This is a genomic window from Pedobacter sp. (genome assembly GCF_046462515.1).
Classification (GTDB): Bacteria; Bacteroidota; Bacteroidia; order Sphingobacteriales; family Sphingobacteriaceae; genus Pedobacter.
The window spans coordinates 131,070-149,455 of record NZ_JBKGVD010000002.1 but is presented as its reverse complement, the minus strand read 5'-3'; the positions used below and the strand labels follow the sequence as shown (position 1 = coordinate 149,455).

Annotated in this window: 10 protein-coding genes; 3 read left to right on the top strand and 7 right to left on the bottom strand. The window is 40.7% G+C overall.

The features are described 5' to 3' along the window. Position 1 precedes the first annotated feature (1 nt). From ACLHG9_RS01495 to mobA, 5 genes are all read right to left on the bottom strand, one after another. The gene (locus ACLHG9_RS01495; protein WP_410219766.1) at positions 2-4,321 is read right to left on the bottom strand and encodes a CusA/CzcA family heavy metal efflux RND transporter; all 4,320 of its coding nucleotides are present in this window, start codon (positions 4,319-4,321) and stop codon (positions 2-4) included. 189 nt (positions 4,322-4,510) lie between these two features. Next, the gene (locus tag ACLHG9_RS01490) at positions 4,511-4,906 is read right to left on the bottom strand and encodes a hypothetical protein (RefSeq protein ID WP_410219765.1); all 396 of its coding nucleotides are present in this window, start codon (positions 4,904-4,906) and stop codon (positions 4,511-4,513) included. Positions 4,907-5,011: 105 nt separating this feature from the next. After that, positions 5,012-7,015, bottom strand: coding sequence for a conjugal transfer protein MobC (gene mobC, locus ACLHG9_RS01485; protein WP_410219978.1), 2,004 nt, complete (start codon positions 7,013-7,015; stop codon positions 5,012-5,014). A gap of 99 nt (positions 7,016-7,114) precedes the next feature. Beyond that, positions 7,115-8,410, bottom strand: a complete 1,296-nt coding sequence (mobB, locus tag ACLHG9_RS01480; RefSeq protein ID WP_410219764.1) for a conjugal transfer protein MobB — start codon at positions 8,408-8,410, stop codon at positions 7,115-7,117. Beyond that, the gene (mobA, locus tag ACLHG9_RS01475; protein WP_410219763.1) at positions 8,407-8,850 is read right to left on the bottom strand and encodes a conjugal transfer protein MobA; all 444 of its coding nucleotides are present in this window, start codon (positions 8,848-8,850) and stop codon (positions 8,407-8,409) included. The genes mobB and mobA overlap by 4 nt, the downstream gene beginning before the upstream one ends. A gap of 698 nt (positions 8,851-9,548) precedes the next feature. On the opposite strand from mobA, the gene ACLHG9_RS01470 reads away from it, so the two are divergent. The 3 genes from ACLHG9_RS01470 to ACLHG9_RS01460 are packed head-to-tail and all read left to right on the top strand — an operon-like array spanning position 9,549 to position 11,377. Then, on the top strand, positions 9,549-10,316 hold the full coding sequence (locus ACLHG9_RS01470; RefSeq protein ID WP_410219762.1) for a ParA family protein: 768 nt from the start codon (positions 9,549-9,551) through the stop codon (positions 10,314-10,316). A 12-nt stretch (positions 10,317-10,328) separates the two neighbouring features. After that, positions 10,329-10,739, top strand: a complete 411-nt coding sequence (locus ACLHG9_RS01465) for a DUF3408 domain-containing protein (protein ID WP_410219761.1) — start codon at positions 10,329-10,331, stop codon at positions 10,737-10,739. 2 nt (positions 10,740-10,741) lie between these two features. Next, positions 10,742-11,377: a conjugal transfer protein TraD gene (locus ACLHG9_RS01460; RefSeq protein WP_410219760.1), complete on the top strand. Its 636-nt coding sequence runs from the start codon at positions 10,742-10,744 to the stop codon at positions 11,375-11,377. Between the two features lie 30 nt (positions 11,378-11,407). On the opposite strand, the gene ACLHG9_RS01455 is transcribed toward ACLHG9_RS01460, so the two are convergent. Next, complete coding sequence (locus ACLHG9_RS01455; protein WP_410219759.1) at positions 11,408-12,127, bottom strand: hypothetical protein; 720 nt, start codon at positions 12,125-12,127, stop codon at positions 11,408-11,410. Further along, complete coding sequence (locus ACLHG9_RS01450) at positions 12,084-18,359, bottom strand: hypothetical protein (protein ID WP_410219758.1); 6,276 nt, start codon at positions 18,357-18,359, stop codon at positions 12,084-12,086. Before ACLHG9_RS01450 ends, ACLHG9_RS01455 begins: the two co-directional genes overlap by 44 nt. Positions 18,360-18,386 lie beyond the last annotated feature (27 nt).

Genomic DNA, 18,386 nt, shown 5'->3' with positions numbered 1-18,386 from the left:
TTTATTTTGAAATGAGATATTGAAGATTGATGATTTGGAAATTGAGCTGCATCACGGCATCGTAATAATCAAGCTGTATCTGTATCGCCTGATTATTAAGCATCACCCAGTCCAAGTAATTGATTTCGCCATTGGCAAATTGTTCTTCTGCCGTTTTGAAAATCTGCTCGGCTGCCGGCAATTGTTTATGCTTATACATACCGACGATGTCAAGCTGTGTCCGGTACTGCTGCAATGCCGCTTCATACCCGCTTTCCCATTCCGCTTTACGCAAAGCGAATTCGTTTTCCGTAAAGAGAATACGCTGTTCCTCTGCTTTGATTTGTGATTTCTGTGATTTGAAGAAAATAGGTATGCCTACACCCACCTGAAAGGAATTAAAGCGATTGTTGTTCAAGTCCTTAAAGCTCTGGTTGAAATAACCAATGGACAGATTAGGCAACAGCCTCGATTTTTCCAAGCGAACCGATGCTTTTGCTTTTTCGATTTCCTGTGCAGACAATTGCAAGACCGGATGCTGTGCTATATCCGTATTTGTATCAAAAAGCACATCCTGAACAATGATGTCAGAAGCCGATGGTTCATAGCGGGTGTCAGCATTCAGCATCAGTTGAAACTGTATTTTTGCCAACTCAATTTCGTTTGCCAATGCTTTTAATTGTATAGCAATGTTTTCCCGTTGCACTTCGGCAGCTGTTTTTTCAAGCAAATTGCTTTCTCCGTTTTCCATCCGCAGAGAAGCTTTTTCTAAAAACCCTTTATACATTTCATCGGTACGGTTCAGGATTTTTTCCCGCTCACGCAAAACCAAAATCTTGTAAAACAGTTCACTTACAGTCTTACGGATGTCCAGTTTGTTCAGGTTCACCGAAATAACTGCCGAATTCCATTCTTCGTTCAGCAATTTCTTCTGGTTGGCGTACACGGTCGGAAAACTAAAGGATTGTGAAATCCCGAATTTATTATCGGAAGTGCCACTATTGACCTGCCCGAATTCGCCCGTTACGACAGCCTGTGGAATGTTAGCTCCGGTAGCTGTCCGCATTTTATAATATTCGGCGAGCAGGTTTTGGCTTTTTGCCGACAGATTGTTTTCCGTAGCCATTTTTACCGCTTCTTCGAGTGTGATGCTTTGCGAAAATGCCGAACCACTTAAACCCAATAAAATAAGCAGTGTTGCACTTTTCCTGCCGAATGTCAGTTTGGGGAATTTCAGTTTTTCAAACAGTACAAATAAAGTGGGCAATACAAAAAGGGTCAGAAATGTGGCAAACAGTAAACCGCCAATAACCACCGTTGCCAACGGACGCTGCACTTCCGCTCCTGCACCGTTGCTCACCGCCATCGGGAAGAAACCGAGCGATGCCACGAATGCGGTCATCAGTACCGGGCGAAGCCTTGTCTTGGTTCCCAGCAGTGCTATCTGGTACAGGTTTTTCTCTCCGGTTTGCTTCATCCGGTTAAACTCTGCGATAAGCACAATTCCATTGAGTACGGCTACCCCGAAAAGGGCAATGAAACCGATACCTGCACTGATGCTGAACGGCATTCCACGCAATGCCAACAAGAAAATTCCACCGATTGCAGACAGAGGAATGGCGGTATAGATCAACAAACTTTCCTTAACGGAACGAAAGGCGAAGTACAGCAGAATGAATATCAATACCAGCGAAACCGGAACGGCTACCATCAATCGGTTCGTGGCTTCATTCAAGTTCTCAAAGGCTCCGCCGTAGGTTACGTAGTAGCCAGGCGAAAATGCCATCTGTTTATCGGCTTTGCCCTGCAATTCGTTGACGATGCTCTGTACATCACGTCCACGAACGTTGAAACCAACCACAATCCTCCTTTTGGCATCTTCCCGCTGGATCTGAGCAGGCCCTTCTATGATCTGTACATCGGCTACCTGATACAGTGGTATCTGATTGCCCTTGGGCGTGGGGATAAGTAGGTTGCGTATATCTTGCAGATTTTCACGTTGTGTTTCGTCCAGACGAACCATCAGGTCGAAACGCTTCTCGCCCTCATACACTTTACCTGTACTTTGTCCCGCAAAAGCAGTGTTCACGACTTTGTTGATGTTAGTTATATTCAGATTATATTGGGCAATATTTGCACGGTTGTATTTTATTACCACTTGTGGCATCCCTGTGATGGGTTCGATGTATAAGTCCTGAGCTCCTTCTACCGTTTTGATGATTTCGCCTAAGCGGGCTGCATAAGCCGACAGGCTGTCCAGATCTTCACCGAAAATTTTACAGACCACATCCTGCCTTGCTCCGGTCATCAGTTCGTTAAAACGCATCTGCACAGGATATTGAAATCCGGTCGTAATTCCTGGAACTGCTTCAAGTGATTTGCCCATTTTTTCAGCCAGTTCTGGAAAGGTTTTGGCCGATTTCCATTCCTTTTTATCTTTCAGGATCACCATCAGGTCGCTCGCTTCCATCGGCATCGGGTCGGTGGGTACTTCACCGCTTCCTATTTTGGTCACGACCTTTTCTACTTCGGGATAATCCCTGATGAGGATATGGGCTGCTTTCTGGGTGTATTCAACCGTTGTTTTCAGATTACTTCCCGTCAATACACGGGTATCTACCGCAAAATCGCCTTCTTCCAATGCCGGAATAAATTCGCCTCCCAAGCGGGACAAAATAAGCACCGCAACGATGAACAGGGAAACCACCACACCAATAACGATTTTCGGGAAATGCAGCACCTTAGCGAGTGCTTTGTGATGAATGTTCTCCAACTTTTGCATAATCCGGTCAGAAAAATTGGGTTTGTGCTTGATTTTTTTGCTCAACACCAATGAACTCATCATCGGAATATAGGTCAGTGAAAGGATGAATGCGCCAATCAAGGCAAAAGCAACAGTCTGTGCCATCGGCTTGAACATTTTTCCCTCGATGCCTTCGAGTGTGAAAATCGGTAAGTACACGATCAGAATAATGAGCTGTCCGAAGACGGCACTATTGACCATTTTGGTAGCCGAACTGCTAACCTGATGGTTCATTTCGTCCTGCGAAATGCGATTGGCAACTGCAAATTTCTTTCCGTGCAACTGGTGCAGCACAGCTTCGACTATGATGACCGCTCCGTCCACAATCAATCCGAAATCCAATGCTCCCAAGCTCATCAGGTTACCGCTCACGCCAAACAAATTCATCATAATGATGGCAAACAGCATTGACAGCGGTATCACAGAGGCAACCAGAAATCCGGCTCTGAAATTTCCGAGGAACAGGACCAGTACAAAGACCACGATCAAGGCTCCTTCTGCAAGGTTGGTCTCAATGGTGCTGATGGCATTGTTGACCATCTTGGTACGGTCGAGAAAAGGTTCAATGACTACACCTTTGGGCAATGTTTTCTGGATAACGGCAATGCGTTCTTTCACATTTTTGATAACTTCGGCACTATTGGCTCCCTTGAGCATCATCACCACCGCACCGGAAACTTCGCCCTGGTCATTGTAGGTCATAGCTCCATAGCGTGTGGCATAGCCCGTTTTCACTTCGGCAACATCTTTCAACAATACAGGAATACCATCCTGCGTAGCCGTGACCGAAATGTTTTCGATATCTTCTATATTGCCTATCAGTCCTTCACTACGGATATAAAGCACGGTAGGGCCTTTTTCGATATAAGCACCTCCAGTATTCTGGTTGTTATTTTCCAATGCCGTGAATACGTCACTGATGCTGAGGTTCAGCGATTGCAGTTTGTTGGAATTGACCGCAATTTCATATTGTTTCAGCTTACCTCCGAAGCTGCTGACTTCGGCAACACCTTTTACACCTAATAGTTGTCGCCTTACGATCCAGTCCTGAATGGTACGCAGTTCGGTGGCATCAAATTGGTTTTCGTACCCTTTTTCGGGTCTTACCACGTATTGGTAAATCTCTCCCAATCCAGTGGAAATAGGCCCCAGTTCGGGCGTACCTACACCATCCGGAATTTCATTCTGAACGGTTTGTAATCTCTCAGCAACCTGCTGTCTTGCCCAATACACATCGGTATTGTCATCAAAGACAATGGTTACCAACGATAATCCAAAGCGGGAAAAACTCCGTATTTCGGTAATACCGTTGATATTGCTGTTTGCCTGTTCGATAGGGAAAGTAACCAGACGTTCGATATCGGTCGCTCCCAAGGAAGGTGCTACGGTAATGACCTGCACCTGATTGTTGGTAATATCAGGTTGTGCGTCAATCGGCAATTTGGTGGCTTCGTATAAGCCCAAGCCGATAAGGGCTATGGTAAAAAGCCCGATGATGAGTTTATTCCGAATGGAAAACTCAATTATTTTATCTAACATAAATTTGTACTACTGTTAATGATGAATGGAATACGGGATTTGCAGGCATACACTATTGGTGTAAAGCCCGAAAAACGCAGATGATTAATTAGGTACAGGCTTATGTTGCGGAAATATACGTTCCGTATAAACACACAGAAACGACATCCGCAAAAAGCGAATTCAATTAAAACATCTGTCCAAGAAAAATTAACAGGATTTTGGCGGTTGCCAGATAGCAGAAAGATAGTTGTTGTCTGAGAATGCATCGTCCAAAGGCAAAGCTTTGGGCTCTTTACCCACAAGTTTTTTCGTTTCTATTTCAAAACTAAAAGGAGGGGTAAGTACAAAACTGACACTCAAAACATCGGTATGGACGATAAACGGTAGTCGTTGGTCATGCTCGTAATCCTCATCGTGTGGATGATTTTCGAGGTGGTTGCCTTCGTAATGAAGTGCGAGAAACTCCATCACAGTTATTTGGGGATTTTTCTCTTTGTGCTCGAAATAATGTTCTACCAGCATAGGAAATTTCAACAGCTGACCTAACTCAGTCGTTGAAATAAGATACACGGACAGAAACAATATAGCGAGTACTCTCCTCATACAGCAAAGTTAGTAAAAAAGAGCATTCCGTTTTTTAAGTTGTTGTAATTTAAAACCTTTCAAAATTAAGACATCAAGGAATTTAGATTATTTTAAACATTTCTTCTACCCTTGCTGTACCAAATGCTGTAAATTAGGGTCATTTTTGATGCGTTCTATTTCACTCTCAACAATATGCACAATGTCGGATTTTATACGTTTATAGTTGCTTTCGATTTCCTGTTTCATATTATCAACTCCGTTTTCATCAACAAAGGATAAAATCTGCGGTATCTTTTGATATGCTTTGGTTTCGGCAGCAACCTTTTCATTATCTACTACAATTTCTGCGTGAAAAATCTTTTGCTCGATACGTTCGTCAAAGTTATCTGATACAGAGCCTACAAACATACCCTGTGTAAGCGTTGAAATTTTCGATGCAGGAATAAGGCTGTCTAACTGCGTGGAAATAGAAGTAGATTTATCATTACGGTTTATCGTCATACTCTGGCGTTTCTGCAATACTTTTCCGAAGCGTTCTGACAAGCTCTTTGCTGTTTCGCCAACTACCTGACCACTGAAAATATTACCTACCGTATTTTGTATAACCTTACTTTCCTTGTCGCCGTAATCACGAGTTAATTGCGAAAAGTCCTGAAAGCCCAAACAAACTGCTACCTTATTACTTCTCGCCGTTGCAATCAAGTTATCCAATCCCCTGAAATAAATTGTGGGCAACTCATCTATGATAACGGAGCTTTTTAGCTGTCCTTTTTTGTTGATTAATTTTACAATTCGGGAGTTGTATAAACCCAAAGCTGCCGAGTAAATATTTTGTCTGTCGGGATTGTTACCGACACACAAAATTTTGGGTTCTTTCGGATTGTTGATGTCCAACGAAAAATCATCGCCTGTCATAACCCAATACAACTGCGGGCTAATCATTCTTGACAATGGAATTTTTGCCGATGCGATTTGCCCCTGTAATTGGTCTTGTGCTCCACCTTGCCAAGCATCCATAAAGGGCGACAAGTAATTTTCCAAATCGGGATATGAAGTAAGTATCGTAAATACGTCTGAATACTTTTTATTCAGCAATTCGATAGCGTGTGGGAATGTACAATATTTACCGTTATCGTATATTTTCAGATACCAAATTATTGCTGCCAACAAGATAATAGGACTTTCCACGAAAAAATCCCCTTGCTTCTGTATCCACGACCTGTTGAGGTTTAGCATAATGGTATAAGCCGCTTCGTAGGCATCAGAAATGTCCGTCATAAAGTCGGGATTGAGCGGATTACAGCGGTGGCTCTTGCGTGGGTCGTCAAAGTTTATCACATAAAATTTCGGTTGAACTTTGTACTTATCCCTGTTTTTCAGTAAGTGGTTGTAAGCAATCGTTGAAAGGTCGTCAAACTTAAAATCGTAGATATACATACTAAACCCTTTCTCTATCTGCTGCTTGATGTAGTTGTTTACAATGGCGTAGGATTTACCGGAACCGGGGGTTCCGAGTACAATCGTTGCCCTAAAGGGATTGACCACGTTAATCCAACCGTCATTCCATTTGTTCTTGTAATAAAACTTCGTTGGTAGATTGACGGAATACTCGTTTTGCATCAATCGGGTTTCCTGCTGAAAACTTTCATTCTCGTTGTTGAATACATCGTCCATTAAATTGTTGCGGAGCAAACGGCTCATCCATACGCCAGCCATCAGCAAAGCGATATAACCTAATGAAATGGTTAAGATATACAAGAATGTACCGATTACCGGAGGTAACTTTAACAAGGGAGTATTCAGAAAGAACAACACAAAACCAACGGCTAATGCGATATAGATTTTAGTCCACGTTATCTTCTCATTCTTTACGCCTTTCGTACCTAAGCAACTCAAAGCCAACAAAACCAAAGCGAATGCTTTGGTATATAAAGTATGCGAGAACAGCCCTGCCGTTCGCTGAAAATTCCCTAATATTTTGTTGATTACTTCTAACGTCCAACCACGCTCTAAAAAGAAACCGTAGCAAAACCAATAAAGGTGCATCAGTACCAATAAAATACTCACTGCTCTCATAAATGCCATAATCTTGGCAAGCCCTCTTAAATCGTCTTCTCCCTGCATTATTTTTCAGTTTTAATGTTCGGGCGTGAATTTATGGGCTGTATAGCGTGGCTATAAGAATATGGCACTCAATGGCGGTGCGTGGCGGTGTTTGGCTAAATACTACTGCTGACCTCTTTTGCGTTTCCGTTTCTTCTTCATACGATTGGCAAAGTCCTGTTCCTCGTAATCTTCGCCCTGTGCTTCGGGTATGAGCAAACCGCCAATAGCTTCTGCCAAACCGTCTTCGTGTTTCGGCTCTGTGTTTAGGAAGTCAAAGAAATGGTGCGGTTTTTCCGCAGGCAATTCCTCCGTATCTTTTGGCGTAACGGACTTTTTTTGTGGCTCGGCAGGCTCTTTTATTTTCGGTTTGATGTCGTTGTTCCAATAATCATTAAAGGTATTGGCAGAAAGTTCCTTTGCCAAACGTGAGCCGTTCCATACCGATTTGGAATTGTGGTCTATAAATGTGATACCATATATACGACCTGTATCGTTCCTGCGGACAACTACGTTAATGCCCTGTTCCCCTAACTGCTTTTTAAATGCCTGTTCGTTATTGGTGGATTGTAGGGCAATGGTAACCGCAGATTTTAAAGTTTGCTTTGTCGGCGTATCTTTTTGGCTTGTTTTGCATTTCGCAAAATGCAATTCTAAAGCCGGAAGTCCTGCGTTCTTCCCGAAAAGTGAAGCCTTGAACGGGTGTCCTGCTCTTTCGCCTTTCTCATCTAATGGAATGTACAATAAACCCTGCTGTGCCTTTCCGTGTAATTCTCCCTCCACTTTTTCGGTGGTAATATTGAACAGGGAAAGCAAAGCATTATACTCTCCCAAAGTCTGAAACTGGTAGTAGTTTGGCAGATGTCGAATGACAGATGCAATCTGACTTTTCACATCGCCTGCCCGATATTCCACCGGACGGAAAACCTTGTCTGTTTGATTACGCTCCTTATCCGTTGCGGGTATCAGTTCGTATTTTCTTTCCAATTCTCGGCACACATTCATCGACCGCATTTTTTCAAATTTGTCAGAGATTTTTTTACCGTTCTCGTCCACACAAACCGATACAATGTGCATATGGCTGCGGTCAATATCGGTGTGTTTGAATACCACAAAAGGCTGTTCGCCGTAGCCCATATCCCGCATATATTCCTGTGCCATTTCCCTGTATTGGTCATCGCTTACCTTGTCGTTAGGGTCGGGATTGAGCGAGATATGCAAAGTGTGATATTGCGTATTACGATTTGCAATGAGGTACGGCTCAAAAGATTGGGTTAATTGTGCAACGGTGTATGCTCCGTTTGGCGTTTCAATTATCTTATTGGTAAATAGAATTTGTCCGTTTTCTTTCTCCACTTTCAGATTATTATACGCCAATGCACCGTATAGATTTTCGCTTCTTCCGATTTTTGCTATCATTGCTCACGCTGTTTTTTCAGATGTTCGGCTTCAAATTCTGCTGTTATCTCAATAATTTTCTGACACAACATTGCCATTTCTGCCGTCTGTTTTTCCAATTTGTAAAGGAATGCTGCGGCTTTTTTCTCCGAAAAATGACGGTACAACAGCTTTACAATCTGATTATAATTGATACCTATTGCCCTAAACTGACTGTGAAACGAAGTCAATCGCATATAAAAATCAACCGTTCCTTTGTCAATCTTTACGGATTTTATCGTCTTGTCGAAGATGCAGGACGTTATAAAATGTGCCTTTACCTGCATACCCGATTGGTCAAACAGGGCAAGAAAACGGGCGTGTTCTTCCTCGTTAAAGGAAATCGTGTACCGAATTTTCGCAGGGTCGTTTTTTAGCGGACGACCTGTCTTTTTTAACTGCTTTTTGCTGTTCTCGTTCATCACTAATCCATTTTTAATTTATACAAAATGCCGACTTCGGAGGACGTTTTCTGCCCCCTGCAAGGGCAAGTTGTTTTGAGCATCGGAAATCGTTTCGAGATGCTCAAAACACAACTTGCCGTGTTCCGGTGAACACAAAAATCCGCACTTCGTGACGGATTAAATGTAACAGGGAAAAACGGCCTGATGTCGTCCTTGTTATCCTCCAATTTGTCAAGATATTTTTGCATAAATCCGTTAATAAAAATCATTTTACAAAGTAAAGCCCTCTTTAAGAGAGTATTGCTATAACGTATTCGGACAAACACTGCCTTTGAAAGCCAAACAGTGCCACTCATCAAGCAGCAGGTCAATCCTTCGCTTTATTTGCCTTATGGTTTTAGGGCAGGCAGGAAAAAATGTATTAAAACAGGGAAGAAATCAGGATTTGCATACAGGTAGTTTGGAATAAAAGCATAAGGTTTTAAAAGCATAAAACTATAAAAGTTTAAAAGCATAAAAGCGGTAAAGCATTTTACCTTTTGTGAAGTTTACCATCCGCCAAAAAACATATCCGACAAGGCTGTAAGAAAAGCAAAAAAATATACAGGCGTATTCCTGACAAACAATGCAGAAAAATGGGAACAATGTAATATTCAAAAGCAGGAATATTCAAATCTGCAAAACAAGTAAAGTGTGCAACAATAAATTTTTAAATAATGGAAACAAAGAAAAAAACTTTAAAAATCAGCTTCTCCACCCAAAAGGGCGGCGTAGGAAAATCCACAATGACCACCTTGATGGCAAGTGTGCTCCACTACCGGTTAGGCTTTAATGTCCTCGTATTGGATTGTGACTTTCCGCAGCACAGCCTTACCAATATGCGGGAGCGGGATAAGAAGACTTTAATGCAGAATGAGTACCATAAAAGGGCTGCAATGAAGCAGTTCCAGAGCATTAACAAAAAGGCATACCCGATTATCAAAAGCAAAGCCGAATATGCTTTGGAAAAAGCATCGGAATATATCGGAGAGTCGGCTATTGTACCGGATGTTATTTTCTTTGATCTGCCGGGGACCGCCAATACCAAAGGGGTATTGACCACTTTGAAAATGATGGATTTTATCTTTTCGCCCATAACCGCCGACCGTTTGGTCGTGGAAAGTACATTGGGCTTTACCAAAGCCTTTCTTGAACTCCCGAAAACCATTGAGGGTAACGATGACCAGGAGTTGTGGTTGTTCTGGAACCAGGTGGATGGCAGGGAAAAAACAGGCTTGTATGAGGCTTACCAAAGTGTCATTCATCAACTCAACCTGCCCATAATGGAAACCAGGATAATGGACAGCAAGCGTTTCCGAAAAGAAACGGACGATACCGAAAATTATGTATTCAGATCCAGCTTGCTGCCTGCCGAAACACAATTGCTGAAAGCCACGAAAATGGATTTGTTTATTGAGGAATTTATAAAAATCACTCATCTATAAAAGCGACAAACTATGAGTACAGATAACAAAAGCAACGATTTTAAAAAGCCTGATGTCGATGAGGATTATTTAATGAATATCATCAGTGGCGATGAGCCTGTTGTTCCAATCCAAAATAATCAGCAAGAGCCAGGGCCAAAGGAAATCAAGGCAAAGCCCAAAGAAAAAATCAGAAGTAGCACATCAAAGAAAGCGGACTACGAGGAAACATTTCTGGTCAATCGGTTCCCATCCGGTCGTAGTGGCAAGGTCGTTTACATTCGTCCGGAATACCACGAACGGTTGCTCCGCATCGTACAATTGACAAGAGAGGAAAAAACAACCCTCTATTCCTACATTGATAACATCCTTGAACACCACTTCAGGGAGTTTGGTGATGATATTACAGATTATTTCAACGAACGTTTTAAACCTATTTTATAGCTATGGAAATACTTATCGTGATATGCCTGCTGATAGTCATTGTCCTGCTGTTGCAGGACAAGATTGTCATTCATAAAAGGTCGGAACAAAAGCCCAAACAGGAAAAAGTCAATCCGAAACTGCCCGATATTATGGGGCAGCCCAAGCCTGTAATACGACTTTCGCCGCCAAACACTGCCAATGAACGCCAAATAGAGGAACAGGCGTTCGACCCCGCTAATTTAGACATCGAATACGACGAGAATGAAGACGTAGGTATTCAGGTTCCGCAGGAAGAGCTGGACGAAGTTTTCAGTAATATGCCTGATTTGGAGGAAGATGAAGAAGAATGGAACAGGTACGGAACATCCGGTGGCGATGACGGTTTTGCCCAGGGGGTTACCTTTGAAGAACTAAACTCCGTGGCGGTGTTGCTCCAAAAAGAAAAATTGGAAACAGCCCAAAAGGAAACAGCGGTAGCCATAGTTCAAAGATTACAGGGAACCGAATTATTCAGCTTGCTGGAAAATTCCATTGAGGGTGCTTCCCGAAAAATTGCCGAGCTTTTGGACAGCACACTCTCTACTGAAACAGAAGCCGGTTCTTCCACTTTGCGGAAAAATGATTTTGAAAACTTTGACATTGGGGAGTTTGTGTGAGGGTTCTTTCTCGTGTTTACATTCTCAGATTTAGATATTATTCGACAATTTTTTAAGGTCAGTTTCATAGACTTTTAATAAAGTCTCATTAAGCTGTGAATATTTCTGAAGCTGAGTAATCCTCTTTTTTAACCTCTCAATATCATATTGTTTTGAATAATCATCTTTATCATAATCTTCAATATCAAAAGAAGGGTTATTATCTAATAAAACATTAATGATGCTTGTATCAGCATTATCAGATAGGTTTACAGCATTTTCAATCCACTGCTTTGTTCTCTCATTTTTTGCATTATTAGCGGCTTGGCCTAATGCATATTCTATCCAAATCCTGGCTGTCTTGTCAATTTCGTTAGCAATATCCATCCATTCTTCTACAGATTTATGATCTAAATTGTCTGTTTCTAATTCCGCCAGGTCTTGATTGCGTAAAGCATTATAAAAATAAGGTTCCTCTTTGTCAGGATTTAGCTTAGACAATGTATCCAGGATAGGCTCGAAACTTTGGAAAGGTCTTCTTCCAGATGGAAGAGAATGCCGGTGTTGCCATAACATTAATATTACATCAAAACACTCTTTTTCTGCTGCCTCTTTTTCATTCCCTTCTGATTGTTCAGCAACAGATATTTTTTCTGCAAGATAATGAGCCATCCAGCGTGAGAAGGTATCAACGCCTGGTTCTAATTTAAGCTCTTTCACGAAGAGTTTACCCAAGTTTATGATTTTTTCCTGTAGTTCTAAGTTCTCCATCTGATGACAGTATAAATAGTTTATGTATAGGTTTCGAATATTCGTATTTATCTTCCCGGCTCCGGTATTTATAATTAATTTCCCTTTTTATTCCAACTTCCAATATCAGGTCACAATTAAGAGTTGAACACATGTGTTTTAAAAATTGTAATGACGCTTTTAACCGTTTACCGGCCTGATTTGGATTTTCATCTCTGTCGTCTCTGTGACTGCTCCATATTGCGCATTTCAAGGCTGGATATGATGACTTGGGTGAATACCAAATTTTCCCGTTACCATCTACAGACAAACTTAACCTGTCCACAATATCATCTCCTATTACAAAAGGAGGATAGTCTACATTATCAGCATAGGGATCATATTCGTCTAATCTTTTGGAAACAGATTCATCCTTAATCCACCCCTTAAGCTCAAAAGAACCTGATTCTATTTCCATATCCCCCTCTTTATAATTAGGAAGTTTGTAGTCATGAGGATCACTGCAGGTTTCCAGTGCTATCATTAGTGCGCCGGAAGTGCCTTTAGAAACCAATGCAGAGGCAATTGAAAAACTTTCGGTTCTTTCGCTATCTTTTTCTTCCCATCCTCCCCGTACATTAAGCCATTGTTCTCCGCTGTCATCGTCTGTTAGTAATGCTTCATAAAAACTCTTTTCCGGAATTTCCGATTTCCAGTTATCATCCTTACTTTTAGAAAGCCATTCTGGTCTCTTTAATGGCACTGGATCACGATAGTCTATTAACCATTTTCCATCAGCACACGTTAATAAATGACCTGAGATCCACTCGTCCCACTCATTATCATACCAATCTCTTTTTGATACTACAGGCATTTTTTCGAGAAACTTTGCTGCTGCTACCATCATGGAATGGTAAGACAAATAGAAGTCAAGATTATCTGTTCTTGGGTAACTTCCATGGTCATGCCAAGTTTCTCTTTCATTCGAATATCTATTCCATATCGATATTCTCGGATCATTGTTATAACCGTTTTTCTCTTTTATACCCCATTCTTCAATAATGACATTAGCAGCTATATCTTCTACTTGTTTCCCCGGTACACCAAATACATCGCCCAACGGTTCAAACCAGTACCTGTCAAAATCCCATCCGAAATGAAAATCATATTCAGTATTAACTAGTCCGTTAATGTGCCAATAACTATCTACTGTATCATTGTAATCCATTTCCACTACCGGCATATTGCTTTTACCAACAGCTTTTAGTTTATTCAGTGTTTCGTCATCATATATATCGTCCAAAGAAGTGGAGAGATTGACCGATATTTCTGCTGAAAACTTTTGAATAAGGATGTGAGGTTCACCAAAGGCATAATGAACGAATATGTCTTTATATTGAACCAACAACTCGGGTTTATCAAGAGAAACTCTTACTAAAGCAATTAATAAATATAATCGGGCATGAAGATTATAAAACGGAAATTGACAGCTACCAAAGGCATCCACTTTGTCATGCTGCATCCAGTTAATCAGTTCATCAATGATACCCGTACAGTTGAATTGGGCTAATGCACTTACCGTATGTGCTGCATTCCATCGTTCTGATGAGCGAGGGGATCCAAGAGCAGACCAAATGAAACCCGCTATATTTTTGTTGACATTCTTAGATGTAAATAACCATTTATCCCATTCGCCATCACCAAAATCTTTCTCAATATGTAATTCAAATCTTGATAGTGTAAAATCAAGTAAGTCCGTTACCTTTACAGGGTCGATTATTGAAGTAGCAATACTTACAAACCCAAAAAACATTTCTGCGTCAGAAAATTCGTACCCGCTTGACAGCCCTTCAAATATTCCTTCTTTTAGTTTATCTATTTCACTTTCACTAAGATTAAAATCCTGAACAAAATATTGAAAAGAATACAGGCTTATCAGTTCTTGTGCATACTTCCTTCCTAATTGCTTTGCTAAAACAGGCCAGTTTTTCTTGAAGCTGACCTTATTTTTCCATTCTTCTGGAAGCAATTTGAAAAAAGATTTGAGTTCATAACGATTTACTCTTGATAAGAGTAATATATCAATAAATTTCCAGAGATCCTTTTCATTCAATCTTTGTATCACTTCGTTCCAAAAGCTTTCAATGTCCCTGTAGAAACGCTTATCGGATATTGCATTAAAAGCAAGAAGGCATTTTTCAAACTGTTCATTGTTGAGAATATCCAGAGCTCCAAAGACATCTTCCCAATGTACATTATCATCAGTTCGATTTGTGTTTTGAAGAGTTTTATCTTCTTTATCCTCCGGCAATAATTTTTTATTCTTTTGATGGTAAGCTAATATTCCATCTAATGTATCATTCTGGATATTTTGCCGGGAGGCTATTTGCTGCATCTTTTCCCAGTAATCGGCGGTGGTACCTTCTATTTGGAGCAGATAGATGGCATCTGCAAATATCTTTTGCTTTATTTCTGTATTACCTTCATTTTCCAGGCAGATGGAAAGCAACTCTTCAAGTTGATGATAGGAGAAAAATCTTGACATCGTCCATCCTGTTGAAGGCGATATTTTGCCGGATTGTACCAATTCCATCAGTAATGCTTCTAACTGGTATTCAAACCTTCCTATGTCTCTATCCCGCCACCGGCTTAGTGCAGATATTCCTTCTCCGCTCGACATTCTCGCACAAACAGCAATCGCTTCGCTTCTGTTCCAATACTTTTCACGGGAGACATATTCTCCCACTACTTCGGCACAGCGTATAAAACGATAAGCTAATTCGTCAGAGACACTATCTCCATTGCATGCTTGTTTAGCAAGTGATACAACAGCTTCCCATCTCCTGACTATTTCGTCGCCAAATTTAGACACGATGTTTACGGCCTCTTCAAAATATACACTGGCGTCATCAGAGGCTGTATTCAATACAGCACGGGCAAGTCCGATATATCTTTCCGCCATTTCTTCAGGGCCATCTTCGGTGATACTTTTTATTCGCTCATAAGCACTTTGCTCAAGCTCCTGTTTTACTAAGGATAAATGCGGTAATCTGAATGCTGCTCTTACTGTATTCAGCTCATCGGGAATCCACAAAGCTTTATTGTTCTTGATGTAGGTATTATAAAACCAGTTTACTTCTTCAGTATTTCCTTTGTCATATAATATTAGAATAGATGACTGAAGTGCAGCAATCTCGTTAGGTAAAGTATCGTAAGAGCGATATCTATTGGTTCTTGCTTTGTGTGATTTTTCATTCGCATTTTTTACTTCACCTTCAAAATTGAAGTCCTGCTGGCTCAATATTCTAACCCTTAGAAGATACCAGGGAAACAAGCCGTTGATTATTTCTTTGAATTCTTTAATCTCATTATCCCGATCATAGTCACTTTTTTCCTTTTTGTCAGCTAGATTTCGAGGCAAAATAGCATCAATATCTACTTCCGATTTATCTTCCAATAAGTTTCGGATTGCGAGTGTTTTTAGGTAAAAGGTACGTTCCTGAGATTGATGTGCACTATATACCATCTGCGACGCTTGTAAAGGGATATAATGTCTCAATACCCTTCGCAGTTGTGCAGATGGTAAGTTTCTATGTAGACAAGCCTCTATAAAAGACACTATAGCTGGTGTAATATTGTCACCCTGATAGTACTGCTTTGGTTTTTTAATCCTGGATTTCGAACCTGTTAGGAGACATAAACAAGTTTCAATAAACTGTTCTTCCGGGAATCTCCCAACTTTTATGAGTTCGCTGACAATAGCTACTGTATAGTACGGTTGCCTGATACAAATTTGCAGGAAATTATTAATAGCTTCAAAATTTCCAATATCTATAAGTCGCTTTATTAGACTCTTCATTATGTCAAAAACAAATGCTTTGGACGTGAATCGATTTAGGAAATCAATACAATCTTCTACCCCGTAAATATTGAAAAATGCATATGCTAATTCTAAAACATCCCTTTCTGTAACCTCATTTTGCGGGTGGCGTTCATCACTTTTCCGAAGATCTTCAAAGTATATTTGCAGCCAATTTACAGCAGCCCTTAAATAACCTCTGGCTTCTCCCTTATATTCATTAATTCCTGACAATAATGAAGCAGTAAAGACATTCTCTGAACCATTCCAGGCACCACTCAGTAAGCGTTTAAATGCAATATCCTGAACCTTTTGTTGATCCTGCAAAGTAACAAGCAGGTCAATATTATTCTGAAAAAGCCCGAGCTGCCGCTGATTTCCAGCCACTTCCTCGCCAGCTCTCATAGCTATCTTAATCGCATCATTATAATGTTTGGCTCTCAGTGCTGCACGGAAAGCAAACTGTAACCTGTAAACACGTACATTTCTTGCATCGATTGGATTATCTTCCGGCAAATAACTGTCCGAAAGTGTAATTTCGATTAGTTTTTCATATTGCTCTGCCTGAAGGTACAGATGCGGCAGAACCTCGGCCACATAAGTGTACTGATTGGCTAAAGGCTCTAATATGTTTATATAGGTTTCGAAATTTTCTTTTTTTGCCAAGAAAGTTTTTCTAAACCACGTTTCCGTTGGCTCATCTCTGAATTGTACAGATTCGTCTGACAACCACAACGAGCGACCAATATCTGCTACAAAGCTTTTAATTGTCTCGGTTGTTACTCCTGCCGCTTTTGCTAAAATTTCTATTGGAATATGAGGAGGTAAGCTTGCCAACCCTAAACATATTGCCTGTATTTGTTCCTGAAAAGAATCCGACAAGGAATCTTTTATTGTTGATATCGCTGTGTTTAATTGCAGTTCAATCTGCTCCTCAACGGTCATTCCCGCAGGACCTAATCGGCTTAATAATTCAGAAACGGTTGATGCATGAACACTTAATGCATTTGCCTGCACACGAGGATTGCCACTGGTTAACCGATGAAATTCCGTCCCGTCTTTTTCGTCAGCTTCAGGGAACCATTTCCGTAAATTTATTAATGATTCAGTTTCGGAAAATGCTTCTAATTTAAACTGAGCAATTTTAGAGTTAGGTTTTAGTAACTGAATTCGTTCTGTTCTGCATAATAAAACCAGCTTACATCCGTCCGGTATATTTTCACGAAGCAATTCGTTGGCAAAACAGGGATGGTTGTATTCCTGAGCTGCCATTTCTGCATTATCTGCCGCATCAATCAAAATAAATAAGGTGGCAGAATCACTTGTTTGTTTTAAGGTTTTTACAGCGGCGTCAATCCGCCATAAGAACTTCTTCATAATATCATTATCCTGGGAAGTGTCCTGTACAAGCAAAGGATCGCATAGACCTTTTACGGCAAGTTCATTGACAATTTGAACCAAAGCATCCCGATGTCTATGTCGAGGTTCGCTACGATTTCTGTATCGCCCCGCTCCAAAACAATCATAGGCAATACCTATTGAATCTGAAGGTAATGAATGTATTAGCTGGCGACAGAATACAGATTTGCCAACACCGCCCTGTGCATGGACAATGACAGGATATGAAGAATTTGAAATATTTTTGACAAGCTCATTGTGTTGTTCCCGCTCAATGATATTTTCTGCCTGTTCCCATATGGCAGGAGCCGGAAACAGGTCTCTCTCGGCGGAAATACCGAAGCGTTTTAAAATATCTTCCCGAGAAATTATTCCGTTAGAGTCCGGTAAAACCCTTTCCTGTACAAGAGCAACAATACTTTCAATTTGTGCATTATCAACAGTTCCGGCTATCAATTGTGCTATTTCTAATCTCAGTTCATCTTTTTGAGTATTGTAATCGCCCTCGCCATCCTGGAAGTTCAAAAGTTTACAAAACTTACTCAGTTCATCAGAAGAAAATCCCGTATATTTTTCAATGGTTTCTCTAAACCTATCATTGACCGGGTCATCATTTGCTAACAAATTTATATTCCGTTTGAAAGAATCTTCTAGCGGTCTGTTGGTAACGATGGTAAATGAAAAAACAGGAGCATTTGTCTCTGTTAAATGTTGGGAAAATCTTTTTGAAAAGCCCTCAATGGTATCTTTCAAATCACTTAAAACAAAAGGAGTATCTTTCTGAACCGTTGTGTGCTTTAATTGGTAATACTTAATCTGCTTTCTGTCATTTAACTCATCGTAATATTCAGTGACGTCTATAACATACTCGCCTTCTTTCTCGTTTTCTTTTGAACCTTCGATCACAATAGTCCGTAGAGAAGCGTTAGAATAAACTAATCCTAAGCAGCGTCTGGCTGCCCACCTGTAATGAAATACATCACCTGCTCTTGAATATGCTACTAAGTCGTTCGGCATTATTTGTAGTTCCTCAGCTAAAAGTTT

What these genes read in the sequence shown, in the direction of transcription:
- ACLHG9_RS01495 (WP_410219766.1), bottom strand. Translation starts at nt 4,321, where the DNA reads ATGTTAGATAAAATAATTGAGTTTTCCATTCGGAATAAACTCATCATC.
- ACLHG9_RS01490 (WP_410219765.1), bottom strand. Translation starts at nt 4,906, where the DNA reads ATGAGGAGAGTACTCGCTATATTGTTTCTGTCCGTGTATCTTATTTCA.
- mobB (WP_410219764.1), bottom strand. Translation starts at nt 8,410, where the DNA reads ATGATAGCAAAAATCGGAAGAAGCGAAAATCTATACGGTGCATTGGCG.
- mobA (WP_410219763.1), bottom strand. Translation starts at nt 8,850, where the DNA reads ATGAACGAGAACAGCAAAAAGCAGTTAAAAAAGACAGGTCGTCCGCTA.
- ACLHG9_RS01470 (WP_410219762.1), top strand. Translation starts at nt 9,549, where the DNA reads ATGGAAACAAAGAAAAAAACTTTAAAAATCAGCTTCTCCACCCAAAAG.
- ACLHG9_RS01465 (WP_410219761.1), top strand. Translation starts at nt 10,329, where the DNA reads ATGAGTACAGATAACAAAAGCAACGATTTTAAAAAGCCTGATGTCGAT.
- ACLHG9_RS01460 (WP_410219760.1), top strand. Translation starts at nt 10,742, where the DNA reads ATGGAAATACTTATCGTGATATGCCTGCTGATAGTCATTGTCCTGCTG.
- ACLHG9_RS01455 (WP_410219759.1), bottom strand. Translation starts at nt 12,127, where the DNA reads ATGGAGAACTTAGAACTACAGGAAAAAATCATAAACTTGGGTAAACTC.
- ACLHG9_RS01450 (WP_410219758.1), bottom strand. Translation starts at nt 18,359, where the DNA reads ATGCCGAACGACTTAGTAGCATATTCAAGAGCAGGTGATGTATTTCAT.